The following is a 26,469-nucleotide window of genomic DNA, read 5'->3' as shown; positions in this document are numbered from 1 at the left end:
CGTTACGGGACTTACGGAAGGTCCGGCTCGGGGCCGCCCTCGGGCGGCTGGGACGGGTCCTGGGACTTCTCCTGGGACGCGTCGCGGGACGTTCCCCCGGGCTTCTCCCGGGACCTGTCGGACGGCGCGGCGCCGCCCCCGCCGGTGAACTTCTCGCGCAGCTTGCTGCCCAGGTCCCCCGCGCCGCCCGCCACATCCCGCACGAACGCCATCAGCGGGTCCTTGCTGGCGCGCACCGACTCCGCGTAGTGGTTCGCCGACTCCCGGAAGGAGTCGCTGACCGAGGTGTTCCTGTCCTCGTCGCGCCGTGGGTAGTGACCGTCCATGATCCGCTGGTAGTCGCGGCCGGCGGCCCACCTCTTCAGCTCGGCGGCGCGCACGGTGGTGAACGGGTGGCTGCGCGGCAGCATGTTGAGGATCTTGAGGACGGAGTCCCGCAGATCGCCCCCGGCCTCGTACTCCTCGGCCTGCTCCAGGAAGGCGTCCACGTTCATCTCGTGCAGGTGGTGGCCGCCCGCGAGCTTCATCAGCCCCCGCATCGACGCCCTCAGGTCCTGGCCGACCAGCAGCCCGGCGCGGTCCGCCGACAGCTCCGACTTGCGGAACCACTCGCGCAGCGCCGTCACCACGGCCATCACCGCGACATTGCCGAGCGGGATCCAGGCGACCTTCAGCGCGAGGTTCGTCAGGAACAGCAGGATCGTGCGGTAGACCGAGTGCCCGGACAGCGCGTGGCCCACCTCGTGGCCGACGACCGCCCGCATCTCCTCCTCGTCGAGCAGCTCGACCAGGCCGGTCGTCATGACGATGATCGGCTCGTCCATGCCGATGCACATCGCGTTCGGCCGGGGGTCCTGGGTGACGTACATCGCGGGGACCTTGTCCAGGTCCAGGATGTAGCAGGCGTCCCGCAGCATGTCGTTGAGGTGTGCGAACTGCCGGTCGCTCACCCGCACCGAGTCGGACAGGTAGAGCAGCCGCAGGCTCCGCTCGGGCAGCAGCCCGCTCAGCGCCTTGAAGACGGTGTCGAAGCCGGTCAGCTTGCGCAGCGCGACCAGCGCCGAGCGGTCCGCCGGGTGTTCGTACGCGCGCGAGGAGATCCCCGGGAACCGCCGCCGCTCACGCCCCGGCACCCGCTCAGGACCGCCGCCCCCGCCGCTCGAGGTGTCGCTGTCGCTCATCCAGGGCCCCCTCGCCGCAACTCATGGCCGGTGCCGTCCCCGGCCCATGCCCCAGCCTAGGGCCCTTTGCCCCGCCCGCCGCTCGTGGCGGGGTGGGCGGGGGCCCCGGCAGGGGGAGGGTTAGCGTGGAGGCATGCCCGACATGACTGGTCTCACCGAAGTGCTCGCCGCCACCACCAAGCACGGCGGAGGGCCCGGAGCGCTGCTGCGCATCGTCCTCGTGGTGGGGGTCGTGGGCGCCGTGCTGCTCGCCTGGTTCCTGCTGCGGGGGTACAAGCAGGACTGAGACGGGTACGAGCAGGACGGAGATCCGGCTCGCATACGATGTGGCGGACGCACTTGCCCGCCTCGATCCGGATAGGTTCTGCCTGCGATGACCGCTTTTCACAGCACCGCGCACACCCTGACCACCCTCGCCGCCGAGGGCGAGAAGGGCGGCAACCACCCGAGCATCAGCCCCTTCATGACCGGCGGCGCGGCCCTGCTCATCCTCCTCCTGCTGCTGTGGGTCACCACGCGCTTCAACCGGGACCGCTGACCGAGGTCACAGCCCCCACGGGTCCCGGCGCGGGGCCGGGCCCAGTAGGGTCTGCTCGCATGGGAGAGCAGAAGGGGCACGTCAAGCGGCGCCTAGGGGTGATGGGCGGGACGTTCGACCCCATCCACCACGGTCACCTGGTCGCCGCCAGCGAAGTGGCCTCGCAGTTCCACCTCGACGAAGTGGTGTTCGTACCGACCGGGGAGCCGTGGCAGAAGAGCCACAAGAAGGTGTCCCCGGCCGAGGACCGCTATCTGATGACGGTGATCGCGACGGCCTCGAACCCGCAGTTCTCGGTCAGCCGCATCGACATCGACCGGGGCGGTCCCACGTACACCACCGACACGCTGCGCGATCTGCGCGCGTTGAACAGGGACGCGGACCTGTTCTTCATCACCGGCGCGGACGCGCTCGCCCAGATCCTCACCTGGCGGGACGCCGAGGAGCTCTTCTCGCTCGCGCACTTCATCGGGGTGACCAGACCGGGCCACATACTGGCCGATCCGGGGCTGCCGGAGGGCGGGGTGTCGCTGGTCGAGGTGCCCGCGCTGGCGATCTCCTCCTCGGACTGCCGGGCGCGGGTCGCCCACGGCGAGCCGGTCTGGTATCTGGTGCCGGACGGCGTGGTGCGCTACATCGACAAGCGCGAGCTGTACCGGCACGACTGCTGAAGGGGCACCGGTGAACGACGGACAGGACCCGTACGACCCGTACGCGCGGGATCCGCATCCCCAGGACCCGCAGATCTACGGCTACGACGCCTATGGCCGGCCGGTGTATCAGCCACAGCCCTACGACCCGTACGCGCAGGGGCAGTCGCAGCAGCCACAGCAGCCGCAGCAGCAGGACGGCTACGGCTACGACCCGTACGCGGGCGGGCAGCAGTACCCGCAGCAGCACGACCCGCAGCAGCAGGGCTACGACCAGGCCGCGTACGACACCACGATGTACGAGAGCACGACGTACGACACCTCTGCGTACGGCGGCTCCGGGTACGACACCGCGACGTACGACACCGGCACATACGACACCGGCAGCACATACGACCCCGGCACGTACGACACCTCTTCGCAGGGGACCTCGCCGTACGACCGCACCGGCGCGGCGCAAGCGGGCCCCTACGAGACGTACGAGCAGCCCCGCCCCGCCGAACGCCCCGCCGAACGCCCCGCGGAGCCGTCCGCGGAGCCGTCCCCGGTGCCGTCCGCGCGGACGGCCAAGCAGCCCGACGGCGAGGACTACCGCACCGAGCAGTTCTCCTTCGTCGAGGAGCCCGACGAGGACTCCGAGGACGTCATCGACTGGCTCAAGTTCGCCGAGACCCGCACCGAGCGGCGCGACGAGCGCAAGCGGAAGGGGCGCAACCGCCTGGTGGCGCTCGTGGTGGTGCTGGTCCTCGCCGCCGTCGGCGGGGTCGGCTACCTCTGGTACGCAGGCAAGCTGCCGGGCCTGTCCGACGACGGGCAGGACCCGGCCGCCGCCGGGGGCTCGCAGAAGCGCGACGTGATCGTGGTCAATCTGCGTGAGACCAAGGGCGGGCGCACCTCCACCGCCCTGCTGGTCGACAACGAGACCACCAAGAAGGGCACCACCGTCCTGCTGCCGAACGCGCTCGCCCTGTCCACCGAGGACGGCGGCTCCACCACGCTCGGCAAGTCGGTGGTGGACGAGGGCTCCGACGCCACCCGGGACTCCCTGAGCACCCTGCTGGGCGCCGACATCCAGGGCACCTGGCGGCTGGACACCCCGTATCTGGAGAACCTGGTCCAGCTCGTCGGCGGCGTCACCGTGGACGCCGACGCCACCGTCCCGGGCGCCGCGAAGGGCGACGGCCCGCTGGTCGAGCGCGGCAAGGGGCGCGAGCTGAGCGGCGAGGCCGCCGTCGCGTACGCCACCTACCGGGGGCAGGGCGAGGCGCAGACCAAGCAGCTCGCCCGGTTCGGGCAGGTCATGCAGGCGGCGCTGAAGAAGGTCTCCAGCGATCCGGACGGCGCCACCAGCACCGTGGAGTCGCTCGCCCAGATCCCGGACCCGTCGCTGAGCGAGCAGCAGCTCGGCGCCTCGCTGGCCCGGCTGGCCGAGCGGGTCAAGAACGGCTCGTACGACACCACCATGCTGCCCGTCCAGCCGGACGGGACGCTCAGCGAGCGGTCCACCGACCGGGTGGTCAGGACCATCCTGGGCGGCGCGGTCAAGAACACCGACCAGGACGCGGCGCCGCGCGTCAGCGTGCGGAACGCGGGCTCGGTGCGGGGCGCGGCGGGCGAGGCGCAGGTCGCGCTGGTCAACGGCGGCTTCACGGTCGTCGGCGCCAGCGAGCAGGGCGGCACGCCGCAGGCGGCCTCCCAGGTGCTGTACGCGGACGCGAAGCAGGCCGCCCAGGCCAAGGAGGTGGCCAAGACCCTCGGGCTGGCCGCCGGCGCCGCGCGGAAGGGCAAGGTCGCCTCGAACGCGGACATCACGGTGGTCCTCGGTCAGGACTACGACCCGAAGAGCTGACCGGCGGGCGAACGGCCGGACGGGGTGACGGTGGGGCGTGAGACCCTTGGGGTATCACGTCCCACCGACCGAAAGCCTGCCTGTGACCGCCACGGACCGCTCCATCGAGCTCATCAACGCCGCCGCCCAGGCCGCCGCCGACAAGCTCGCGCACGACATCATCGCGTACGACGTCAGCGACGTGCTGTCGATCACCGACGCCTTCCTGCTGGCCTCCGCCCCCAGCGACCGCCAGGTCAAGTCGATCGTCGACGAGATCGAGGAGCGGCTGAACAAGGACCTGGGCGCCAAGCCGGTGCGCCGCGAGGGCGACCGGGAGGCGCGCTGGGTGCTGCTGGACTACGTGGACATCGTGGTGCACGTCCAGCACAGCGAGGAGCGCGTCTTCTACGCCCTGGAGCGGCTGTGGAAGGACTGCCCGCAGCTCGAGCTGCCCGCCGACGCCGAGGCCACCCGGGGCAAGGCGGAGGAGCACGCCCAGGCGCAGGGCGCCGGCGGCGGGCTGGACGGTGAGCTGCGCTGAACGGCTCCCAGGGCGGCCGGGGCCGCCGCATAGTCCTGTGGCGGCACGGCCAGACGGCCTGGAATCTGGAGCGCCGCTTCCAGGGGACCACGGACATCGAGCTGACGGAGACGGGGGTCGCCCAGGCGCGCCGCTCGGCCCGGCTGCTGGCCGCGCTGAAGCCGCACGCGATCCTGGCCTCCGACCTCAGCCGCGCCAAGGCGACGGCCGCCGAGCTGTCGGCCGTCACGGGCCTCGAGGTCAACTATGACGCGGGGCTGCGGGAGAGCTACGCCGGGCAGTGGCAGGGGCTCACCCACGAGGAGATCACGGCGCGCTTCGGCGAGCAGTACGCGGCGTGGAAGCGCGGCGAGCCGGTGCGGCGCGGCGGTGGCGAGCTGGAGACCGAGGTGGCCGACCGCGCCGCGCCGGTCGTGGCGGAGGCCGCCGACAAGCTGCCGGACGGCGGCACGCTCGTCGTGGTCAGCCATGGCGGCACGATCCGGACCACCATCGGCCGGCTGCTGGGCCTGGAGCCGATGTCCTGGGAGGCGCTCGGCGGGCTGTCGAACTGCTGCTGGTCGGTGCTGGGCGAGGGCGGGCGCGGCTGGCGGCTGCTGGAGCACAACGCCGGATCGCTGCCCGAGCCGGTGCTCGGCGACGACGTCTAGGAGGCGGTCGGGGCGGCGAGCGGCCGGATTTCCTTTTCCGGCAGGTCACAGGCTAAGCTTCATCTCGTTCCAAGCGCTCCGGCGCGACGGAGCACGGGGCTATAGCTCAGTTGGTAGAGCGCCTGCATGGCATGCAGGAGGTCAGGAGTTCAATTCTCCTTAGCTCCACAGAAGTCGAGTCACACCGATCCCGCTTCTCTCACAGGGAAGCGGGATCTTTCGTGTCCGCGTCCATGACCGCCGCCCGCTCCGCCAGGATCTCGGAGACCCGACGGGCGTGGCGGGGGCAGCCGATCAGCGGGTCGTCGATCGTGCGCAGCCGGGCCAGGAGGGCGTGGCTCTGCTCGTCGCTCGGGGTGTAGACCACGACACGGCTCTCCGGGGCCCCCTGGATCACCAGGGAGGTCGAGATCAGCCGCAGCTCGCCGACCGAGGCATGGCGGACGACCTTGATCCGCGAGCCGGGCGGGGCGACGTCTCCGCTGTGCCACATCCGGCCGAATTCCTCGCTGGCGCCCAGCAGCCGGTGGAGGAACCCCTCCCAGGCGGGCTCGCCCACATGGCGGCCGTATCCGCCGCGCAGCGTCGCCACCATGAGCGGCAGCTCATTGGCCCGGTTGATGAACATAGAACAGCAATCGGGGTGGCTGAACAGCTGCCACAGCGCGTTCCGCTCGGAGCGGGGGGCTACCGCGAGGGACGGGAAGAGGGTCCGGTACGCGGCGTTCAGCGCCAGCATGTCGTACCGCGCGTTGTAGACCACCGCCGGGAGCGGGTCCAGGCCGTCGATGATGCCCTGCACCTCGGGGCTGACCGTCTGCGCCTCGGCCGCCGGGCCGGGGACGTACGGCACCTCGGCGAGGTGGTACAGGTGCTCGCGCTCGGCCTGGTCCAGGCGCAGGGTGCGGGCCACCGCGTCGAGCACCTGCGCGCTGGCGTTGATCGGGCGGCCCTGCTCCAGCCAGGTGTACCAGGTCACGCCGACCCCGGAGAGCTGGGCGACCTCCTCCCGGCGCAGCCCCGGGGTGCGGCGGCGCAGGCCCGGGGCCATGCCCACGTCGGCGGGTGTGACCCGGGCGCGGCGGGTGCGCAGGAAGGCGGCCAGCTCGGGCCGCCGGCGCTGGGTCTTCGCTGTCATCGTCGTCTCCCCCACAGTCCCTCCGGCCATGCCCTCGGCCACGCTCCCGACCATGCTCCCCGCCGCCGGGGAAGGCTGCCAGGTGCTGCCAGTACCAGCATCGGCGGGCTCTCGTTACCCGTACCGGCCCGGCCCCAGGCTCGCTTCCATGACACCTACCACCCCGACCGGCTCGACCATCCCGACCGGCTCCGCGCCGTCCGGCGCCGTCGACGACGCCGGTGGATCCAGTAGAAGCGATGCCACCGACAACCGGGCCCGCCGCGCGGCCGGCCCCGGCCAGCTGCTCGCGATCGTCCTGACCGGGCAGCTCATGGCGGTCATCGACGTCTTCATCGTCAATGTCGCCGTGCCGACCCTCCGCACCGATCTGCACGCCTCGGGCGCCGGGATGCAGCTGGTCGTCGCGGGCTACACGATCTCCTACGCCGTGCTGCTGATCATCGGCGCCCGTCTCGGCGCCCTGATCGGTCACCGGCAGGCGTTCCTCGCCGGCCTCGCGGCCTTCACCGCCGCCTCGCTCGCCTGCGGGCTGGCCCCCGGGACCGGAGCGCTGATCGCCTTCCGGTTCGTCCAGGGCGCGGGCGCGGCGGTGATGATGCCGCAGGTGCTCAGCCTCATCCAGCGCGCCTTCACGGGTGCGTCGCGAGCCCGGGCCCTCGGCGCCTACTCCGCGGTGCTGGCCTCCGGCGCCGCCCTCGGGCAGATCCTGGGCGGGGTGCTGGTGCAGGCGGATCTGTTCGGGACCGGCTGGCGGCCGGTCTTCCTGGTGAATGTGCCGATCGGGCTGGTGCTGCTGGTCCTGGGGCCGCGCGGGCTGCGCGGCGCCGAGGAGGAGCGTCCGGGCGCCGCGGGTGGCGGGGCGGCGGGGCGGTACGGGTCCCTGGACCTGGCCGGACTGCTGCTGCTCGCGGGGGCGGTGCTGCTGTTCACCGTGCCGATGGTGCTGGGGCAGGAGCGGGGCTGGCCGCTGTGGGGCTGGATCATGCTGGGCCTGGCCGCGGTGCTGGCGGCGGCCTTCGCGGCGTACGAGTCCCGGCTGGCCCGGCGCGGCGGGGCACCGCTGATCTCGCCGCGGGTGGTGGGGGCGCCTGGCATGCCGCTGGCGGTCGTGCGGATCCTCCTGTCGATGGCGGCCAACGGGGGCTTCCTGTTCGTGCTGACGCTGCACATGCAGGGCGCGCTCGGCTACAGCGCCCTGCGGGCCGGCTTGACCTTCGCACCGACCTGCGCGGCGTTCGGCCTGGTCGGCCTCAACTGGCGGCGTCTGCCGACCCGCTGGCACCCCGTCACCAGCACGGCCGGATTCCTGCTGGCGGCGGTCTCGTTCGCCGGGGTCGGGCTCGTGCTGCGGGACGGATCCGACGGCGGCGCCTGGCTGTTCGTATGCCTGCTGGGAGTCGGGGCGGGGCTCTCGCTGGCCTACAGCCCCGTGCTGACCCGGACGTTGGCGACCGTCAAGCCGCAGGACGCGGCGGACGCCAGCGGGGTGCTGGTGACATCGCTTCAACTCGGCCTGCTGACCGGCGTGGCGGTCTTCGGCGCCGTCTTTCTGGGCCGCGCGACGGGCGTGGGGGCCTCGGCGGACGCCCTGTGGGTGACCTGCCTGGCGCTGACGGGCACGGCGCTGTGCGGAGCGATCGCGGGTCTGGTGAGGCGTGTGAGGTATCTCCGCTGACCTGGGCGCCCTCCCGTGGCAGAATCGGCGGCCGGAGGGGATGGGGCGACGAGTCCGAAGGGGAGGGGCCGGTGGGAACGCGGACCAGCATCCTGCGATGTCCGTCCTGCGGCTCCGGCGAGGTGGCCCAAGTCCTCGGTGACAACGGCGGTGTTTCCTATGTGTGTACGGCCTGCGGCCACAGCTGGAGCTGAGTGAGATTGGGAGCGCACAGCCGGAAGTGCGACTGGTGTGGCAGCGGTACGCCGATCGTGCGCGACATGGAGCCGCTCAACCCCGACTACCAGTACTGGTGTGTGGAGTGCGCGCGGGCGCTGATCATCAAGGGCGACCCGATCGAGACCTACCGGGAGCTCGAGGGGGAGCCGATCTACGGACGGCTCCTCGACGAGCACTGCACCCTGAAGCGTTTCTACTCGTTCGCGACGGCGTAAGGGTTCTCCGCGACGGCGTAAGGGTCCTTCGCGACGGCCCAACGGGGCCGCGCGCGGGGGCGGGGGAAACCGATTTGGCAGAAGGCCGGGCGGTCCGTGTAATGTAGGCGATGCCGCCGGGGGGAACCGGGCGGAGCAAGACCTGGGGCTATAGCTCAGTTGGTAGAGCGCTTGCATGGCATGCAAGAGGTCAGGAGTTCAATTCTCCTTAGCTCCACAGTGTGAGTGGGCGGGTCGTCCGATGAGGACGGCCCGCCCCTCGTCGTCTGTCCGGAGGCCGCCCCCTCATGGTCCGGCATCCCGGCCCCGCGGCCGCCACCTTCGTGCGGGCCGCCTGTGCCCTGCGGTAACCTGACTCCATGCGTGCCGTACGCCTTCTGCTTAGCGGGCCGCGCTGATCAGTCCCGGCCGGTGATCCACCCGGTCGGAATCGGCGCGGCGTCCCCTCCTGTGCGAGGGGTCTTTTTGTTTCAGACGCGGCTGCGACAAGAGTCGCCCGGTACCGCGGGCAGAGACGACCGATGGAGCTTTGAGGACCATGAGCGAGACCAATGCCGCCGAGGCGGCCGCGCCGCACCGCTACACCGCCGCGCTGGCCGCCGAGATCGAGGCCCGCTGGCAGGACTTCTGGGACGCGAACGGCACGTATGACGCGGCCAACCCGAGCGGTGAGCTGGCCGGCGCCCCGGAGATCGTGGCGCGACCCAAGAAGTTCGTCATGGACATGTTCCCGTACCCCTCGGGTGCGGGTCTGCACGTCGGCCACCCCCTGGGCTACATCGCCACCGACGTCTACGCCCGCTTCCACCGCATGACGGGCCACAACGTCCTGCACACCCTGGGCTTCGACGCCTTCGGCCTGCCCGCCGAGCAGTACGCGGTGCAGACCGGCACCCACCCCCGGGTGAGCACCGAGGCCAACATGGAGAACATGCGGCGCCAGCTGCGCCGCCTGGGCCTGGGCCACGACCCGCGCCGCTCCTTCGCGACGATCGACCCGGACTACTACAAGTGGACCCAGTGGATCTTCCTGCAGATCTTCAACTCCTGGTACGACGAGCAGGCCCAGAAGGCGCGCCCCATCGCCGAGCTGGTCGAGCAGTTCGCCTCCGGTGAGCGCCCGACCCCGGACGGCCGCCCCTGGGAGGCGCTGACCGCCGCCGAGCGGGCCGACGTACTGGGCGGCTACCGCCTGGCGTACGCCTCCGACGCGCCCGTCAACTGGTGTCCGGGCCTGGGCACCGTGCTGGCCAACGAGGAGGTCACCGCCGAGGGCCGCTCCGAGCGCGGCAACTTCCCGGTCTTCAAGGCCAACCTGCGGCAGTGGAACATGCGGATCACCGCCTACGCGGACCGGCTGCTGGCGGACCTGGAGGCGCTGGACTGGCCGGAGGCCATCAAGCTGCAGCAGCGCAACTGGATCGGGCGGAGCGAGGGCGCCCGGGTGGACTTCCCCGTGGCGGACCACCCCGACGCCAAGATCACGATCTTCACCACCCGCCAGGACACCCTGTTCGGCGCCACCTACATGGTGCTGGCCCCCGAGCACGACCTGGTGGACGCCATCGTCCCGGCCGCCTGGCCCGAGGGCGCCCACGAGGTGTGGACCGGCGGCCACGCCACCCCCGCCGAGGCCGTCGCCGCGTACCGCAAGCAGGCCGCCGCCAAGTCGGACGTGGAGCGGCAGGCCGAGGTCAAGGACAAGACCGGCGTCTTCACGGGCGCCTTCGCGATCAACCCGGTCAGCGGCGAGCGGGTGCCGGTCTTCATCGCCGACTACGTACTGATGGGCTACGGCACCGGCGCGATCATGGCCGTCCCCGCCCACGACACCCGCGACTTCGCCTTCGCCCGGGCCTTCGAGCTGCCGATGCGCTGCGTCGTCGAACCATCGGACGACCGCGGCACCGACCCCTCGACCTGGGACGACGCCTTCAGCTCGTACGACGCCAAGATCATCAACTCGACGGGCGAGGGGATCTCGCTGGACGGTCTGGGCGTCACCGAGGCCAAGACCCGGATGGCCGAGTGGCTGGCCGCCCGCGGCATCGGCGAGGGCACCGTCAACTTCCGGCTGCGCGACTGGCTGTTCAGCCGCCAGCGCTACTGGGGCGAGCCCTTCCCGATCGTCTACGACGAGGACGGCGTGGCCCACCCCCTGCCCGAGTCGATGCTGCCGCTGGAGCTGCCCGAGGTCGAGGACTACTCGCCGCGCACCTTCGACCCCGACGACGCCGACACCTCCCCGGAGACCCCGCTGTCCCGGAACGAGGACTGGGTCAACGTGGTGCTGGACCTGGGCGACGGCGCCGGCCCCAAGCGGTACCGCCGCGAGACCAACACCATGCCCAACTGGGCCGGCTCCTGCTGGTACGAGCTGCGCTACCTGGACCCGCACAACGCCGAGCGGCTGGTCGACCCCGACATCGAGCGGTACTGGATGGGTCCGCGCGACGGACAGCCGACCGGCGGCGTCGACCTGTACGTGGGCGGCGCCGAGCACGCCGTGCTGCACCTGCTGTACGCGCGCTTCTGGTCCAAGGTGCTGTACGACCTGGGGCACATCTCCTCGGCCGAGCCGTTCCACAAGCTGTACAACCAGGGCATGATCCAGGCCTATGTCTACCGGGACAAGCGCGGCATCGCGGTCCCGGCGGCGGAGGTCGAGGAGCGCGACGGCGCCTACTACTACCAGGGCGAGAAGGTCAGCCGCCTGCTGGGCAAGATGGGCAAGTCCCTGAAGAACGCCGTCACCCCGGACGAGATCTGCGCCGAGTACGGGGCCGACACGCTGCGCCTGTACGAGATGGCCATGGGGCCGCTGGACGTGTCGCGGCCGTGGGACACCCGCGCGGTGGTCGGCCAGTACCGGCTGCTGCAGCGGCTGTGGCGCAACGTGGTGGACGAGGCCACCGGCGAGGTCACCGTCGTGGACGCCGAGCCGGACGAGGCGACGCTGCGCGCCATGCACAAGGCGATCGACGGCGTCCGCCAGGACATGGTGAACCTGCGCTTCAACACCGCCATCGCCAAGATCACCGAGCTGAACAACCACGTCACCAAGGCCCGCGAGGTGCCCCGCCAGGTCGCCGAGGCCCTGGTGCTGCTGGTCGCGCCGCTGGCCCCGCACATCGCCGAGGAGCTGTGGCGCAAGCTGGGCCACGACACCACGGTCGTCCACGAGCCCTTCCCGGTCGCCGACCCGGCGTACGTCGTGGACGAGACCGTGACCTGTGTGGTGCAGGTCAAGGGCAAGGTCAAGGCGCGCCTGGAGGTCTCGCCCTCGGTCTCCGGGGAGGAGCTGGAGAAGCTGGCGCTGGGCGACCCGGCGGTGGTGGCGGCGCTGGGCGGCGCGGACATCCGCAAGGTGATCGTGCGGGCACCGAAGCTGGTCAACATCGTCCCCGCGTGATCACCTGCTGACCGTTTGGTGCGGAAGGGCGGGTCGGGGGTTCGTCGGGAACCCCCGGCCCGCCCCTTCCGTTTACGGTGGAAAGACGAGTCCGGTGCCACCGGTCGGCGCAGCCGCCCGGTGGCGCCCGGTGCCGCCCGGCCCACCGCCGCGAAGGAGCGCGCATGGAAGCCCTTGTCTGGACCCTGCTGCTTCTCTTCCTGGTCCTCGTCTCGGCCGGGGTCTACGTGAGCGTGCGGGCGGTCAAGGCGGCCAAGCGCGGCATCGACCGCACGGTCGGCCAGGCCCGCCGCACCGTGGAGGACACCCGCCTGCGGGCCATGCGGCTCGCGCGGCCCGGCCCGGCCGGCGAGCTCGCCGAGCTGCGCCTGTCGCTGCGTACCTCGCTGCGGGCGACCGACGAGGCGCTGCGCGCGCGGGCGCCGCAAGACGCCTCGCTGTCCGAGGCGTTGGCCCTGTTCGACCGGCTCAGCGCCCATGGCCGCGAGCTGGACGAGGAGCTGAGGCGGCTGGAGCAGGAGCCCACCAAGCCCCGCCTGGAGTCCCGGCTGCCCGAGCTCCGGGAGCGCGCCGAGCGCATCACGCGCTCCGCCGAATCGCTGCGCTGGGCGGCACAGGACCGGGCGCAGCGGTTCGCCCGGGACGACCTGGACGAGCTGGACCGGGAGATCGCGTTCGAGGCGAGCGCGCTGCGGCACTGGGCGCCGGGCCCGGAGCCGGCGGCGGCGTCCGGGGCCTCGGGGGTCTCCGGGGCTTCGTCGGCGTCCGGGGCCTCGGGGGCCTCCGCGGCTTCGTCGGGCTCGGGGGGTGCGGCCGGTTCCGGGGGTGCGGCTCATCCCGGCCCCGAGGCCGGGCCCGCGGCGGCCGACGGACCACCGAGGTCGATCACCGGCCCCGCCCCCACGGTCGGGACGGACCGCTGGTGGCAGAAGGGGACGTCAGCGGCCGACGCTCCGGAGACAGCGGCGGCCGACACCCCGGGCGCGCGCCGCGAGAACACGACCTGATCATCCGGCGGGGTCGCGCTGTCGGCCCGGGCCGTCCCCCGATAACCTCCCAGTCATGTCCCGCCATGTCGCGATCGTGACCGATTCCACGGCGTACCTTCCGCAGGAGGCCATGGAGCGGCACCGCATCGTCGCTGTGCCGTTGACGGTGGTGCTCGGAGACCGGGCACTCGAGGAGGGGACCGAGATCTCGGCCCGGTCCCTCGCGCAGGCGTTGCAGAAGCGCAGACCGGTGACCACGTCCCGGCCCAGCCCGGGGATGTTCGCGGCCGCCTACCGGGCCGCCGCCGAGGCGGGCGCGACCGGCATCGTCTCCCTCCACCTGTCGGCCGAGATCTCCGGCACCTACGACGCCGCCGTGCTCGCGGCCCAGGACGCGCCCGTGCCGGTGCGGGTCGTGGACAGCGGCATGGTGGCCATGGCCCTCGGCTTCTGCGCGCTCTCGGCGGCCGAGACCGCCGAGAGCGGCGGCACGCTGGACGAGGCCGTCGCGGCAGCCGAGAAGCGGGCCGAGTCCACGGCCGCCTACTTCTACGTCGACACCCTCGACTACCTGCGCCGCGGCGGCCGCATCGGGGCGGCCCAGGCCCTGCTCGGCTCGGCTCTGGCGGTCAAGCCGCTGCTGCAGCTGGAGGAGGGCCGGATCGAACTGCGGGAGAAGGTCCGCACCGCGTCCAGGGCCATCGCCCGGTTGGAGGAGATCGTGGTGGAACGGGCGGGCCGGAGCCCCGTGGACATCGCGGTCCAGCACCTCGCCGCGAGCGACCGTGCGACGGCCCTCGCGGAACGGCTGCGCGAGCGGGTCCCCGGGCTGGCGGAGCTGTACGTGAGCGAGGTCGGCGCGGTCATCGGCGCCCACACGGGGCCCGGGCTGCTGGGCGCGGTGGTCTCACCGCGGTAGGGGGAGCGGCGGCGGGCCGGGCTCGGCGGGGCGGTGGCTCGACGGGCCGGTTCGGGGACACGTCCGGGTGACCGGGTTATCCACAACCGGTGGGTTATCCCCGGAAATCGGGGCCCGTCGGCGAGATCGGGCGGGGCGGCCTACCGTCAGGACGCATGGGAGCCCGATCACGCACAGTAACCACGAGGCCGGCTTCACGCCGCCGTCACGACCGCCGCCCGCCCTCCGGCACAGGGCATCAGCTGCGCCACCGACCGCCCTCCGGTACGGGGCACCAGCTGCGCCGCCGCCTCGGCGCGCGCCCGGCCGCCGCCGCATACCACCGCCAGGCGCGTGCGGCCGCGCTCTTCCCCGCCGCGCCACCCCCACCACCCCCGGAGGCCGCCCCGAATGGCGCTCACCCGCCGGACGGTGCCCCTGGGCGCCCGGACACCCCGTGCGCGGCGCGGGACACGGCACGGGGCGCGGGGCCGACCACGGAGCGGGGCCCGGTGCCGGCCAAGACGAGCGCCGAGGCCGCCGGCGCGGATGCCGCGGACGGCCTCGGCGCCCCGGACGGCCCGGCTGACCCGGACGCCCCGGACGGCCCGGGCGCACCGAACTCCTCGGCTGCCCCGGGCGACCCCGGCGCCCCGGACGGCCCAGGCACCCCGGAGGGCACCACCCGCACGACCGTGCCACGCAGCGCCCTGAACAGGCCACGGGGCGCCCTGGACACGCCGCGCGGCGAGGCGGCTGTGTCGGGCCGGGAGGCGACCATGCCGAGCCGCGCTCTGGACACGCCGCGCGGCGAGGCGGCTGTGTCGGGCCGGGAGGCGACCATGCCGAGCCGCGCTCTGGACACGCCGCGCCGCGAGGCGACGGTGCCGCGCCCTGAACAGGCCACGCGCCGCGACTCGACCCTCCCGCGCCGCGACTCGACCCTCCCGCGCCGCGACTCGGCCCTCCCGCGCCGCGACTCGGCCCTCCCGCGCCGCGACTCGGCCCTCCCGCGCCGCGACCGGGTGCGGCTCGCGCTCAGGGAGCGGCTGCCGCTGTGGCTTCAGCTCCGCTGTGGCATCGAGCCGCGGACCCTGGCCGCCCTGGCGGTCGCGTTGCTCATCGCGGTGGCCTTCGCCGCGTACCACTTCTGGACCGGCCGACCGCAGACGGTCGCCGCGCCGCCCCCGGAGCCTCCCCGCGCGGCGGCCTCCGAGCCGCCCCCGGCTCCGCCGCCCGGGGCGCGGCCCGCCGCCGGGGCGGCGCCGACGGCCGGTGCCGAGGGCTCGGTCGTGGTCGATGTGTCGGGTAAGGTCCGCGACCCGGGGGTGCACCGGCTGCGCTCCGGATCGAGGGTCGCCGACGCGCTGGAGGCGGCCGGAGGGGTCCGGCCGGGCGCGGACCTCCGCGGGCTGAACCGGGCCCGGGTCCTGACCGACGGCGAGCAGATCGTGGTGGGCGCGCCGCCCGCCCCCAGCGCCGCCGGCGGCGGCCCCGCCGCCCCAGCCGGAGCGGGCGGCGGTACGGGCGGCCGTACGGACGGCGGTGCGGGCGGGGGAGCGGGTGGCGCGGGCCCCGCGCCGGTCGGGCCGATCAGCCTGAACTCCGCCACCGCCGAGCAGTTGGACACCCTCCCCGGGGTGGGCCCCGTGCTGGCCCGCCACATCCTCGACTACCGCGCTCAGCGCGGCGGCTTCCGCTCCGTCGACGAACTCCGCGAGGTGAACGGGATCGGCGAGCGCCGGTTCGCCGACCTCCGCCCCCTGGTACGCCCATGACGCCCCCGCAGGCCGCGCGCCCCCGCGCCCCGGTGCATGCCGAGGCCGCCTCCCCGCGTGGCGCCTCCGCCCCACGTCAGGAGGGCCCGACCGACCTGCGCCTCGTACCCCCCGCCCTCGCGGCTTGGCTCGCGGCCGCGCTCACCCTCGAGGCGCCCGGCCGTACGGTGGCCCTGGTCTGCGTGACAGCGTGCCTGGCGGCCGCCGCCCTGCTGTGGATCACCCACCGCTCCCGCGGCGCCCCACCGCCGCCCCACGCCGAGCCTCCACCCGCGAACGGCACCCCACCCCGGCGGCCCGGCGGGGCGGGGGGCGGTGGGGCGCGCCGGGCGGGGCGGTGCGGGCTGGCGGGGAGTGTGGTCGCGGCGCTGGTGGGCGGGGTCGCGGCGGCGGCCGTCGCGTGGGCGCACGCGGCGGACGTGCGGCGGGGGCCGGTGCCGGCGCTGGCCGGGGCGTACGCCGAGGCCACCGTCGAGCTGACCGTCACGGGCGACCCGCGCCCCACCCGCCCCCGGGTGCGTGGGGCCGCGCTCGCGGACGCGTCCGTGGTGATGGAGGCGGAGGTCACCCGTGTCGCCCCCGGCCGTGGCGGCCCGGCGGCCACCACCCGCGCTCCGGTCCTCGTGATCACCTACGCATCGCCCCGGCAGCGGGCCGCCTGGCTCGGGCTGCTGCCCTCCACGCGCCTGCGCGTGCACGGCCGCCTCGCCCCACCCTCCCACGGCGGCGACCGCCTCGCCGCCGTGGTGCGCGTCGTCGACGGCGGGAGTGCGCCGCGGATCCTCGCGGGACCCAGCGCGGCCCAGCGCGCGGCGGGACGGCTGCGCGCCGGACTGCGCGCGGCGACCGACGGGCTGGCCCCCGACGCGCGGGCCCTGCTCCCGGGACTCGTCGTGGGGGACACCTCACGGGTGCCGCCGGACCTCGACGAGGCCTTCCGCGCCGCGGACATGACGCACCTGCTGGCGGTCAGCGGAAGCAACCTGTCCCTGATCCTCGCCCTGCTGATCGGCCCGCCCCATCTGGCCGCCCGGGTCGAGCGTCGCGGTCTCGCCGCCCGGCTGGGCATCCCGCTGCGGCTGACCGCGCTGCTCGGCGGCGCACTCACGCTGGGCTTCGTCATCGTCTGCAGACCCGACCCCAGCGTGCTGCGCGCCGCCGCGTGCGGGCTGATCACACTGCTGGCCATCGCCACCGGCCGGCGCCGGTCCCTCCTACCCGCCCTGGCCGCCGCCGTGCTCGTGCTGGTCCTCTACGACCCGTGGCTGGCGCGGAGTTATGGGTTCGTGCTGTCCGTGCTGGCCACGGGGGCGCTGCTCACCCTCGCGCCCGGCCTGAGCGCCGCCCTGCGGCGGCGCGGGCTGCCGCCCCGGCCGGCCGAGATGCTGGCGGCGGCGGTGGCGGCCCAGGCGGTGTGCGCCCCCGTCGTCGTGCTGCTGTCCGGGCGGGTGAGCCTGGTGGCGATCCCCTGCAACCTGGTCGCCGAGCTCGCGGTCGCCCCCGCCATGGTCCTCGGCTTCGCTGCCCTCGCGGCGGCCCCGCTCGCGTTCCCGGTCGCCGAGTGCCTGGCCTGGCTGGCCGGTTGGCCGGCCCGGTGGATCGCCACCGTGGCGCGCACCGGCGCCGGGCTGCCCGGGGCGGAGACGGCCTGGCCGGGCGGCTGGGCGGGAGGACTGCTGCTGGCCGCCGTCTCGGCGGTGGCCGTGCTCACCGGCGGTCGCCTGCTGAGACACCGGGTGTTGTGCGCGCTCTGTGCGCTGCTCCTGTTGCTCGCGCTCCTCCGCCCGGCCCCGCTGGTCCGTGTCATCACCGGCTGGCCGCCGCCCGGTTGGCGCATGGTGGTCTGCGACGTCGGCCAGGGCGACGCGCTGGTCCTCTCCGCCGGACCCGGCACGGCCGTCGTCGTGGACACCGGGCCGGAGCCGCGCGCCGTGGACCGCTGCCTGCGGGCGCTCGGCGTGGTCCGCGTACCGCTGCTGGTCCTCACCCACTTCCACGCCGACCATGTGGCCGGGCTGAGCGGCGCGGTGCGGGGGCGGGCGGTGGGGGCGATCGAGACGACGGCCCTGCGGGATCCGCCGGAACAGGCCGAGTCCGTGCGCCGCCGGGCCGAGGCGGCGCACATCCCGGTGATCACCGCCACGCCGGGGGAGCGCCGCCGGGTCGGCTCCCTGTCCTGGGAGGTCCTCTGGCCCCCGCCCCCGGCCGGGCCCACCGTGCCGGCCGGGCCGACCACACCCTCCACGCCCGTCGCGCCGGGCGTGGAGGGGCCGAACGACGCGAGCGTCACCCTCCTGGTCCGCACGGCGGGACTGACCTTCCTCCTCCTGGGCGATCTCGAACCACCCGCCCAGAGCGCCCTGCTGGCGGCCCACCCCGCGCTGCCCGAGGTGGACGTCCTCAAGGTCGCCCACCACGGCTCCGCCTACCAGGACCCGCGCCTGCTGCGCCGGCTGAGCCCGCGACTGGCGGTGATCAGTTGTGGATCGGACAACCCGTATGGCCACCCGTCGCCCAGAACCGTGGCCACGCTCCGCGCCCAGGGCGCCGCCGTCCTGCGCACCGACTCCGCCGGCCCGATCGCCATCACCGGCCCGGCCCTGAGGGCAGCGGTCACATGACCTGGACCATCTCACTCGTGCACGTGTCCGCCCCGGTCTCGATCGGGTGGACCAACCCTCGACCGACCTCTCGGGCACCGACGCATTCCATAGCGTTGATGCTATGAGGTGGGGTGGTGTCGAACTGGAGCCTGAGGTGGAGCGTGCGGGACAGGCCCTCAAGCGCTGCCGGTCGGAAGGCCACACCGTGGATGAGGAGGAGTCGTGACTGCTGAGACCGAGACCAAACGGACCGGCCTCGCGCAGGCGCGTCTGGCACGGGCCTTCACGCCCGAGGTCGAAGAGGAGTACGCGGCTGCGCTTCGAGCTTGGCGAGACGGTCCGCGAACGGCGGGCGGATCTCGGACTGTCGCAGAGTGAGCTGGGGCGGCGAGCGGGGATGACCCAGTCGGCGGTGGCGCGGTTCGAGGGCGGCGGTACCGTCCCCACGATTCCGGTCCTCGACCGACTCGCCCGGGCCCTCGACCTGGACCTGCGCGTCGAGCTGACTCCGCACGCCGATAGCGCGTAGCCACACGGCCGGCGGGGCCACCAGCTGTGGAGCGCAGGTAAGACCGGAAATCGTCCCGGCACCGCGCGGCGAAGCAGGAACCCACCCGACACCGCAGCCTTCAACGGCGCGGTAGGCAGGAATCGCCGTCCTCCAGGGCGGCGAGGATGTCAATCGGCCTCCAGCCACCCCTCGTATTCGGCGGCGAACGCGTCCAGCGCCGCCGGGTCCAGCGCCCCGGCCGGGTCCTCCACGACCACCAGCCACTGCGCGTCCTCCGCGTCGTCCTCCCCGGCCAGCGCGTCGCGGACCAGGTGGGGTTCCTCGGGGACGCCGAAGCGCTCGGACAGCGCCTCGGCCACCTCCTCCGCCGCGTCGCGGTCGGGCAGCACCAGGACGTGTCGTACGGGGTCGGGTCGCGCGTCGGTCACCGGATCATTGTCGGGCATCCGGAAAGCCGGGCTGTCGGCGGTCCGTGGGATGCTGGACGGCGATGGCCAGGAAGACGATGACCGACGATCCGCTCGCCCCCGTGACTCTTGCCGTGGGCCAGGAGGACCTGCTGCTCGACCGCGCCGTGCAGCAGGTCGTGGCGGCGGCCCGAGCCGCCGATCCGGACACCGATGTGCGCGACCTCGCGCCGGACGCGCTGCAGCCCGGCACGCTGGCCGAGCTGACCAGCCCCTCCCTCTTCGCCGAGCGCAAGGTCGTGGTGGTGCGCAACGCGCAGGACCTCTCGGCGGACACGATCAAGGACGTGAAGGGGTATCTGGGCGCCCCCGCCGAGGAGATCACCCTCGTGCTGCTGCACGCCGGCGGCGCCAAGGGCAAGGGGCTGCTCGACGCGGCCCGCAAGGCGGGCGCGCGGGAGGTCGCCTGTCCCAAGATGACCAAGCCCGCCGACCGGCTGGCCTTTGTGCGCACGGAGTTCCGGGCCACCGGGCGGTCCGCGACGCCGGAGGCCTGCCAGGCGCTCGTCGACGCCATCGGCAGCGATCTGCGTGAGCTGGCGAGCGCCTGCGCCCAGCTCACCGCCGATGTCGAGGGCACCATCGACGAGGCCGTCGTCGCCCGCTACTACACGGGCCGCGCCGAGGCGTCCAGCTTCACCGTCGCCGACCGCGCCGTCGAGGGGCGCACCGCCGAGGCCCTGGAGGCACTGCGCTGGGCCATGGCCACGGGCGTGGCGCCGGTGCTGATCACCAGCGCCCTCGCCCAGGGCGTGCGCGCCATCGGCAAGCTCGCCTCCGCGCCCCGCGGCGCGCGCCCCGGCGACCTGGCGCGTGAGCTGGGCATGCCGCCGTGGAAGATCGACCGGGTGCGGCAGCAGATGCGCGGCTGGTCGGCGGACGGCGTGGCGGTGGCGCTGCGCGCGGTGGCCGAGGCGGACGCGGGGGTCAAAGGCGGCGGTGACGACCCGGAGTACGCGCTGGAGAAGGCAGTGGTCACCATCGCCCGCGCCGCCCGCGCGGGCCGCTAGCCCCCGAGCCCTGGCGCGGGCGGCGCGAGATCGCACACAGCCCCCCGCCCCGCCCCGCCCGGGGGCGGACCCCGGGCGGGGCGGGGCGGTGTCCGCGTTACTTCTGCAGCTTCTCCAGCGTCCCCTTGGCGCTCTCCTTCAGCATCTCCGTGATCTCGGAGTTGCTCTTGACCGGGTTGTCCGAGGAGCTCGACGCGTACTGCGACCACGTCGTCTGGTACGTCATCCAGCCGTCGCGCACGCCGAGGATCACATAGGCGCTGCTGTTGCTGCTGCTCTCGTACTCCTGGGCCACCACATACGCCTCGTCGCCGACGCCGCTGACCTTGGTCACCTTGTAGTGGGTGGAGGAGGTCTTCTGGTTCTTGTACGACATGTACGTCGCCTTGAACTCCGGCGTCGGGTCCGTCTTCCGGTGCAGGTACGCCGTCGTGTAGAGCCAGGCGGAGGAGTAGTCGCCGCTGGAGGACGTGCTCGGCTCATAGTCGACGTTGCACGTCATCGAGTCCATGGCCGGGTCCTTCGAGCTGCTGTGCTGCGGGTTGCTCCCGCTGGTGCTGTCCTTCTCCTTGAAGGAGGCGTTCTCGATGGGGGTGAAGTCGCTGGAGGCGCACAGGTCGCTCGCGTACTGGTAGGTCCCCAGGTCGGCTTCCTTCTCACCGTTCCCGAAGCCGCCGGTCGAGAAGACGACCCCGGCCCACACGGCCGAGGCGACGACCGCCCCGCCCAGGGCCCACAGCCAGCCCTTTCCGCCGCCGCCGTTCGGGCCGCCCGGGCCGGCGGGCGGCATGGGAGGCTGGGCGCCCATCGGGCCGTATCCGCCGCCGGCCGCCGTCTCGGGCGTGGACCAGCCGCCGGAGCCGGCGGGTCCCGGGGGCGGCGCGGTGACGGCGGGCATGGCCGGCATCGTCGGCTGCGCGTACGGATACGGAGACTGCTGCTGCGGGCCCTGGCTGTACGGGTTCGGCTGCGGGGCCGGCACGCCGGGCTGAGGTGGCTGGGGCTGCTGGGGCGGCCCGTACGGGTTGGGAGACTCCCCCGGTATCGACATGACGTGAACATACCCGATTAAAGGCCAAAAGCCCCAGGCTGTCCTGGGGAAAGGACGAGCCTGGGGCTTTCGTTCGAAGCCGAGTGCGCCGCACCCGCGTGGCGAACGCAGGCCGCGTGCGGCGCGGTGCCGCAGTCGAAGCTGTCGGCTGCCGGTCGGAGCGGGTGAGAGGGACCGCTTGTGCCCGTATCCCGGCGGGGTGGGGCGAGGCGCCCCGGAAATCAGCCCTGGAGGCCGGCGATCTGGTGGGCCAGGGCCGACTTCTTGTTGGCGGCGTTGTTCTTGTGGATGACGCCCTTGCTGACGGCCTTGTCCAGCTTCCGGGCGGCGACGCGGGCGGCGGCGGTGGCCTTCTCGGCGTCACCGGCGGCCACGGCCTCGCGGGTCCGGCGGATCGCGGTCTTCAGCTCGGACTTGACGGACTTGTTGCGCAGGCGCGCCTTCTCGTTCGTCTTGTTCCGCTTGATCTGGGACTTGATGTTCGCCACGTAAAGAGCCTTCGCAGGTTCGTTGGATTTCGCTGTTTCGTTTCGCATCCGGTGTCGCGCGCGAGAGGGGCACGAGACACAGTCGGCCAGGTTACCAGCAGGCTTCCCGGCCACCCAAACCACGCCGATGGGGGCCCGGAAGCGTACCGAACCCGGAGGCGGTCGCCAGTCGTGGGACCATGGACTGACTGACAACACCGAGTCCCGCCTAGACACAGGACCCTGCGTGCCCGCGACCCCTACCAATGTGCCGGAGCCGAGCCGTACCGACCCGGCTCTCATCCGTAACTTCTGCATCATCGCGCACATCGACCACGGCAAGTCGACGCTCGCCGACCGGATGCTCCAGCTGACCGGTGTGGTCGAGCAGCGGCAGATGCGCGCGCAGTACCTCGACCGCATGGACATCGAGCGCGAGCGCGGTATCACGATCAAGTCCCAGGCGGTCCGGCTGCCCTGGGCGCCCACCCAGGGTGGGGATCAGGGCGGGGGTGCGGGCGCCACCCACATCCTCAACATGATCGACACCCCGGGCCACGTGGACTTCACCTACGAGGTCTCGCGCTCCCTCGCCGCCTGTGAGGGCTGCATCCTGCTGGTCGACGCGGCCCAGGGCATCGAGGCGCAGACCCTCGCCAACCTCTACCTGGCGCTGGAGAACGACCTCACGATCATCCCGGTCCTCAACAAGATCGACCTCCCGGCCGCCCAGCCCGAGAAGTACGCGGCCGAGCTGGCCCACATCATCGGCTGCGACCCCTCCGACGTGCTCAAGGTCTCCGCCAAGACCGGCGAGGGCGTGGCCGAGCTGCTGAACGAGGTGGTCAGGCTGGTCCCGGCCCCGGTGGGCGTCAAGGACGCCCCCGCCCGGGCGATGATCTTCGACTCGGTCTATGACGCGTACCGGGGCGTCGTGACGTATGTGAAGGTCGTCGACGGCACGCTGGGCAAGCGTGAGCGCATCAAGATGATGTCCACCGGCGCCGCCCACGAGCTGCTGGAGATCGGCACCAACTCGCCCGAGATGACCCCGGCCGACGGCCTGTCCGTCGGTGAGGTGGGCTATCTGATCACCGGTGTGAAGGACGTCCGCCAGTCCAAGGTCGGCGACACGATCACCCAGTACAGCAACGGGGCCACCGAGCCGCTGGGCGGCTACAAGGACCCCAAGCCCATGGTCTTCTCCGGGCTGTACCCGCTGGACGGCTCGGACTACCCGGAGCTGCGCGAGGCCCTGGACAAGCTGCAGCTCAACGACGCCGCGCTGGTCTACGAGCCGGAGACCTCGGCCGCGCTGGGCTTCGGCTTCCGCGTCGGCTTCCTCGGCCTGCTCCACCTGGAGGTCATCCGTGAGCGACTGGAGCGCGAATTCGGACTCGACCTGATCGCCACCGCGCCCAATGTGATCTACCGCGTGGACATGGAGGACGGCTCCACCCACACGGTCACCAACCCCAGCGAGTTCCCGGTGGGCAAGATCTCGCAGGTCCACGAGCCGGTGGTGCGGGCCACCATCCTGGCCCCGAGCGAGTTCATCGGCGCGATCATGGAGCTCTGCCAGAACCGCCGCGGTGTGATGCTCGGGATGGACTACCTCTCCGAGGACCGGGTCGAGATCCGCTACACCCTCCCGCTCGCCGAGGTCGTCTTCGACTTCTTCGACCAGCTGAAGTCCAAGACCCGGGGCTACGCCTCACTCGACTACGAGCCCACCGGCGAGCAGGCCTCCGACCTGGTCAAGGTCGACATCCTGCTGCACGGCGACAAGGTCGACGCGTTCTCCGCGATCACCCACAAGGACAAGGCGTACGCGTACGGGGTCCGGCTGGTCGCCAAGCTGCGCGAGCTGATCCCGCGGCAGAACTTCGAGGTGCCGATCCAGGCCGCCATCGGCAGCCGGGTCATCGCCCGTGAGACGGTCCGCGCCATCCGCAAGGACGTCCTGGCCAAGTGCTACGGCGGTGACATCTCCCGGAAGCGGAAGCTGCTGGAGAAGCAGAAGGAAGGCAAGAAGCGGATGAAGATGGTCGGCAGCGTGGAGGTCCCGCAGGAGGCCTTCATCGCGGTGCTGTCCTCCGACTCCGAGGGCGACGCGAAGGCGAAGAAGTAGCCGAAGAAGCAGCCGACGCGCCCGGGGGCGGGTCGTGGGTCAGCGGGTCCGGTGCGGGCCCGCTGACTCATTCGTCACTTCCGCCGCACCGCTCCCGAAGTTCCGCCGCACCGCTCCCGAAGTTTCGACAAGGTGGCCGAACCCCCCTTACGCGGTAAGGTTCCGGCCCTTACCCTGATCACTGCTCGAAGGTTACTCGCGAGTCAATAAGCACAGAGGCAAGCAATGAGGCGGGCTCCGGAGGATGCCGTGACCGACACACAGACTTTGCTCGAGAACCGCCCGCCGTCCCTGGCGACGCTCTTCCTCCAGCGCGTCGAGGCGACGCCGGACGCCGAGGCCTACCGCTATCCGATCCCACCCGCCTCGGGCGAAGGCCCCGACGACTGGCAGCCCCTGACCTGGCGCGAGACCGCGGACCGGGTCTTCGCCATCGCCGCCGGACTGATCGATCTCGGCGTCCGCCCCGAGGAGCGGGTGGCGCTGGCCTGCTCCACCCGCATCGAGTGGATCCTGACCGACCTCGGGGTGCTGTGCGCGGGCGCGGCGACCACCACGGTCTACCCGAACACCAACGCCGAGGAGACGGCCTTCATCCTCTCCGACTCCGGCAGCCGGGTGCTGATCGCCGAGGACGCCGCGCAGCTCGCCAAGGCGCGGGAGCAGCGCGAGGAGCTTCCCGAGCTGGCCCACGTCGTGGTGATCAAGGACGGGGACGCGACCCCGGCCGAGGGCGACCCCGAGGGCTGGGTGCTCTCGCTCGCCGAGCTGGAGAAGCGCGGCCGGACCCTCCTCGACGAGCACCCGAACGTGGTGCGGGAGTGCATGGACGCGCTCCGCTCCGACCAGCTCGCCACCCTCATCTACACCTCGGGGACCACCGGCCGCCCCAAGGGCGTGCGTCTGCCGCACGACACCTGGTCGTACATGGCCATCGTGATCGGCAACCTCGACGGGATCCTCTTCCCCGACGATGTGCAGTACCTGTGGCTGCCGCTGTCGCACGTCTTCGGCAAGGTGCTGACGGCGGGGCAGGTGTACGTCGGGCACACGACGGCCGTGGACGGCCGGCAGGACAAGATCATCGAGAATCTGCCGGTGGTCAGGCCCACGTACATGTGCGCCGTGCCGCGGATCTTCGAGAAGGTCTACAACGGCGTGGCGCAGCGGGCGCGCGCGGGCGGGGCCGCCAAGTACAAGATCTTCCGCTGGGCGGTCGAGGTCGCCCGCGACTACGCCAAGACCTCCCAGGACAACTTCCGCCGCACCGGCACCGCCTCCGTGCCCATGGGCCTGCGGGCCAAGCACGCCGTCGCCGACAAGCTGGTCTATGCCAAGCTGCGCGAGGCGTTCGGCGGGCGGCTGCGGGCCGCGGTGTCCGGCGCGGCCGCGCTCGCGCCCGAGATCGGCTACTTCTTCGCCGGCGCCGGCATCAACATCCTGGAGGGCTACGGGCTCACCGAGACCAGCGGCCCCGGCTTCCTGAACCCGGTGGAGTACCGCACCGGCACGGTGGGCAAGGCGTTCCCGGGCCTGGAGGTGCGGGTGGCCGAGGACGGCGAGATCCTGATGCGCGGCCCGTCCATCATGCAGGGCTACCACGGGCTGCCGGAGCTGACCGAGCAGGTGCTGGAGTCCGACGGCTGGTTCCACACCGGTGACATCGGCGAGCTCTCGCCGGACGGCTACCTCACCATCACCGACCGCAAGAAGGACCTGATCAAAACCTCGGGCGGCAAGTACGTCGCCCCGGCCGAGGTCGAGGGCCAGTTCAAGGCGGTGTGCCCGTTCGTCTCCAACATCCTGGTGCACGGTGCGGACCGCAACTACTGCACCGCGCTGATCTCCCTCGACGAGCCCACGATCATGGACTGGGCGCGGGAGCACGGCCTGGAGGGCAAGTCGTACGCCGAGGTGGTGGCCACCGAGGAGGTGCGGGAGCTGATCGACGGCTATGTGCGGCGGCTCAACGAGGGGCTGCAGCGCTGGCAGACGATCAAGAAGTTCCGGCTGCTGCCGCGGGACATGGACGTCGAGCACGGTGAGCTGACGCCGAGCCTGAAGCTGAAGCGACCGGTAGTCGAGCGGGAATACAAGGACCTGCTGGAGGATATGTACGCCGGCTCGCGGGAAGACTGAGGACTCATGGCGCGCCGGTCGCCGCGGGCGGCTGTGCCGGGTGGGGCCCATGCGCCGTACGAGGCGTCCCCTCCGCACCGCCACCCCGGCTCCGGCACGCTGTTCACCTGATTTTTCCCCTCATCGCGGCTCACTTGCGTAACTCGGCGCATATGAGGGCGGCATGTCTGCCACTCTGTCGGTGTCGGACTACGGCGTTTACGCCGGGACTGCTCAGGAGCCGCACAGTGGGGACGTCTTCTTCTGCCACACCCGCTTCTGTCACCTCCGATCCGGCGCCGGGGGCGGTGCCGGGCGTGGTGCCCCGCCCCCGGCCCGGGTCCGGATCCGGGTCGTCGCTCGCGGCCGTGCCCGGCGCCCCGCCGGCGGCCT

24 protein-coding genes and 2 tRNA genes are annotated in these 26,469 nt (G+C 72.7%); 20 read left to right on the top strand and 6 right to left on the bottom strand.

Translation table 11 applies throughout. The features are described 5' to 3' along the window. Window positions 1–11 precede the first annotated feature (11 nt). Complete coding sequence (locus ABFY07_RS11275) at window positions 12–1,181, bottom strand: M48 family metallopeptidase (RefSeq protein WP_346174355.1); 1,170 nt, start codon at window positions 1,179–1,181, stop codon at window positions 12–14. Window positions 1,182–1,314: 133 nt separating this feature from the next. On the opposite strand from ABFY07_RS11275, the gene ABFY07_RS11270 reads away from it, so the two are divergent. The 7 genes from ABFY07_RS11270 to ABFY07_RS11240 all read left to right on the top strand — a co-directional run bounded on the left by ABFY07_RS11270 (window position 1,315) and on the right by ABFY07_RS11240 (window position 5,559). After that, a complete protein-coding gene (locus ABFY07_RS11270; protein ID WP_346174540.1) occupies window positions 1,315–1,467 on the top strand; it encodes a hypothetical protein in 153 nt (50 codons plus the stop codon). A gap of 87 nt (window positions 1,468–1,554) precedes the next feature. After that, entirely contained in the window at window positions 1,555–1,719 is a 165-nt protein-coding gene (locus ABFY07_RS11265) for a hypothetical protein (RefSeq protein WP_170066535.1), read from the top strand. Window positions 1,720–1,778: 59 nt separating this feature from the next. Continuing rightward, window positions 1,779–2,390 (top strand): nicotinate-nucleotide adenylyltransferase, encoded by a 612-nt coding sequence (gene nadD, locus ABFY07_RS11260; protein WP_065959288.1) that lies wholly within the window; start codon window positions 1,779–1,781, stop codon window positions 2,388–2,390. Between the two features lie 10 nt (window positions 2,391–2,400). Continuing rightward, window positions 2,401–4,218 carry an LCP family protein gene (locus tag ABFY07_RS11255; protein WP_346174354.1) on the top strand — a complete coding sequence of 606 codons (1,818 nt, stop codon included), beginning with the start codon at window positions 2,401–2,403 and terminating at the stop codon, window positions 4,216–4,218. A gap of 82 nt (window positions 4,219–4,300) precedes the next feature. Next, window positions 4,301–4,741 (top strand): ribosome silencing factor, encoded by a 441-nt coding sequence (gene rsfS / locus ABFY07_RS11250; RefSeq protein ID WP_065959283.1) that lies wholly within the window; start codon window positions 4,301–4,303, stop codon window positions 4,739–4,741. Then, complete coding sequence (locus ABFY07_RS11245; RefSeq protein ID WP_346174531.1) at window positions 4,738–5,391, top strand: histidine phosphatase family protein; 654 nt, start codon at window positions 4,738–4,740, stop codon at window positions 5,389–5,391. Before rsfS ends, ABFY07_RS11245 begins: the two co-directional genes overlap by 4 nt. A 95-nt stretch (window positions 5,392–5,486) precedes the next feature. Beyond that, a tRNA-Ala gene (locus ABFY07_RS11240) sits at window positions 5,487–5,559 on the top strand. Between the two features lie 31 nt (window positions 5,560–5,590). On the opposite strand, the gene ABFY07_RS11235 is transcribed toward ABFY07_RS11240, so the two are convergent. Beyond that, the gene (locus tag ABFY07_RS11235) at window positions 5,591–6,529 is read right to left on the bottom strand and encodes a helix-turn-helix transcriptional regulator (protein ID WP_346174353.1); all 939 of its coding nucleotides are present in this window, start codon (window positions 6,527–6,529) and stop codon (window positions 5,591–5,593) included. A gap of 148 nt (window positions 6,530–6,677) precedes the next feature. Here ABFY07_RS11235 and ABFY07_RS11230 point away from each other — a divergent pair, with 148 nt between their 5' ends. The 6 genes from ABFY07_RS11230 (at window position 6,678) to ABFY07_RS11205 (ending at window position 13,961) form a co-directional block, all read left to right on the top strand. Continuing rightward, the gene (locus ABFY07_RS11230) at window positions 6,678–8,207 is read left to right on the top strand and encodes an MFS transporter (RefSeq protein ID WP_346174352.1); all 1,530 of its coding nucleotides are present in this window, start codon (window positions 6,678–6,680) and stop codon (window positions 8,205–8,207) included. 200 nt (window positions 8,208–8,407) lie between these two features. Continuing rightward, the gene (locus ABFY07_RS11225) at window positions 8,408–8,641 is read left to right on the top strand and encodes a hypothetical protein (protein ID WP_065959277.1); all 234 of its coding nucleotides are present in this window, start codon (window positions 8,408–8,410) and stop codon (window positions 8,639–8,641) included. A 144-nt stretch (window positions 8,642–8,785) separates the two neighbouring features. Next, window positions 8,786–8,858 (top strand) — tRNA-Ala (locus ABFY07_RS11220). A gap of 321 nt (window positions 8,859–9,179) precedes the next feature. After that, window positions 9,180–12,053 carry a leucine--tRNA ligase gene (leuS, locus tag ABFY07_RS11215; protein WP_346174351.1) on the top strand — a complete coding sequence of 958 codons (2,874 nt, stop codon included), beginning with the start codon at window positions 9,180–9,182 and terminating at the stop codon, window positions 12,051–12,053. Window positions 12,054–12,217: 164 nt separating this feature from the next. Beyond that, window positions 12,218–13,060 (top strand): hypothetical protein, encoded by an 843-nt coding sequence (locus ABFY07_RS11210; RefSeq protein WP_346174350.1) that lies wholly within the window; start codon window positions 12,218–12,220, stop codon window positions 13,058–13,060. A gap of 55 nt (window positions 13,061–13,115) precedes the next feature. After that, complete coding sequence (locus ABFY07_RS11205) at window positions 13,116–13,961, top strand: DegV family protein (RefSeq protein ID WP_346174349.1); 846 nt, start codon at window positions 13,116–13,118, stop codon at window positions 13,959–13,961. 194 nt (window positions 13,962–14,155) lie between these two features. Here the strand turns inward: ABFY07_RS11205 and ABFY07_RS11200 are convergent, their stop codons facing one another. Next, a complete protein-coding gene (locus ABFY07_RS11200) occupies window positions 14,156–14,362 on the bottom strand; it encodes a hypothetical protein (RefSeq protein WP_346174348.1) in 207 nt (68 codons plus the stop codon). Between the two features lie 90 nt (window positions 14,363–14,452). Between ABFY07_RS11200 and ABFY07_RS11195 the strand changes: the two genes are divergently transcribed. From ABFY07_RS11195 to ABFY07_RS11185, 3 genes are all read left to right on the top strand, one after another. Further along, on the top strand, window positions 14,453–15,718 hold the full coding sequence (locus tag ABFY07_RS11195) for a ComEA family DNA-binding protein (RefSeq protein ID WP_346174347.1): 1,266 nt from the start codon (window positions 14,453–14,455) through the stop codon (window positions 15,716–15,718). After that, entirely contained in the window at window positions 15,715–18,339 is a 2,625-nt protein-coding gene (locus ABFY07_RS11190; protein WP_346174346.1) for a ComEC/Rec2 family competence protein, read from the top strand. Before ABFY07_RS11195 ends, ABFY07_RS11190 begins: the two co-directional genes overlap by 4 nt. Window positions 18,340–18,547: 208 nt before the next feature. After that, a complete protein-coding gene (locus tag ABFY07_RS11185) occupies window positions 18,548–18,850 on the top strand; it encodes a helix-turn-helix domain-containing protein (RefSeq protein ID WP_346174530.1) in 303 nt (100 codons plus the stop codon). A 149-nt stretch (window positions 18,851–18,999) separates the two neighbouring features. Here the strand turns inward: ABFY07_RS11185 and ABFY07_RS11180 are convergent, their stop codons facing one another. After that, a complete protein-coding gene (locus tag ABFY07_RS11180; protein ID WP_346174345.1) occupies window positions 19,000–19,278 on the bottom strand; it encodes a hypothetical protein in 279 nt (92 codons plus the stop codon). A gap of 44 nt (window positions 19,279–19,322) precedes the next feature. Between ABFY07_RS11180 and holA the strand changes: the two genes are divergently transcribed. Next, a complete protein-coding gene (gene holA / locus ABFY07_RS11175; protein ID WP_346174344.1) occupies window positions 19,323–20,309 on the top strand; it encodes a DNA polymerase III subunit delta in 987 nt (328 codons plus the stop codon). Window positions 20,310–20,406: 97 nt separating this feature from the next. Here the strand turns inward: holA and ABFY07_RS11170 are convergent, their stop codons facing one another. Together ABFY07_RS11170 and rpsT are read right to left on the bottom strand one after the other, a co-directional pair. After that, window positions 20,407–21,360 (bottom strand): hypothetical protein, encoded by a 954-nt coding sequence (locus tag ABFY07_RS11170; RefSeq protein WP_346174343.1) that lies wholly within the window; start codon window positions 21,358–21,360, stop codon window positions 20,407–20,409. Between the two features lie 221 nt (window positions 21,361–21,581). Beyond that, entirely contained in the window at window positions 21,582–21,848 is a 267-nt protein-coding gene (gene rpsT / locus ABFY07_RS11165; RefSeq protein WP_065959264.1) for a 30S ribosomal protein S20, read from the bottom strand. 226 nt (window positions 21,849–22,074) lie between these two features. On the opposite strand from rpsT, the gene lepA reads away from it, so the two are divergent. The 3 genes from lepA to ABFY07_RS11150 form a co-directional block, all read left to right on the top strand. After that, window positions 22,075–23,958 (top strand): translation elongation factor 4, encoded by a 1,884-nt coding sequence (lepA, locus tag ABFY07_RS11160; RefSeq protein WP_346174342.1) that lies wholly within the window; start codon window positions 22,075–22,077, stop codon window positions 23,956–23,958. A 249-nt stretch (window positions 23,959–24,207) separates the two neighbouring features. Then, on the top strand, window positions 24,208–26,097 hold the full coding sequence (locus ABFY07_RS11155; RefSeq protein WP_346174341.1) for an AMP-dependent synthetase/ligase: 1,890 nt from the start codon (window positions 24,208–24,210) through the stop codon (window positions 26,095–26,097). Between the two features lie 163 nt (window positions 26,098–26,260). After that, window positions 26,261–26,469: hypothetical protein (locus ABFY07_RS11150; protein ID WP_346174340.1), on the top strand; the 209-nt coding region annotated here is incomplete at its 3' end.

This window comes from Streptomyces sparsogenes subsp. cuspidosporus (assembly GCF_039532705.1).
In the GTDB taxonomy this organism is placed as follows: Bacteria; Actinomycetota; Actinomycetes; order Streptomycetales; family Streptomycetaceae; genus Streptomyces; species Streptomyces sparsogenes.
This window is presented reverse-complemented; position numbering and strand designations above follow the sequence as displayed.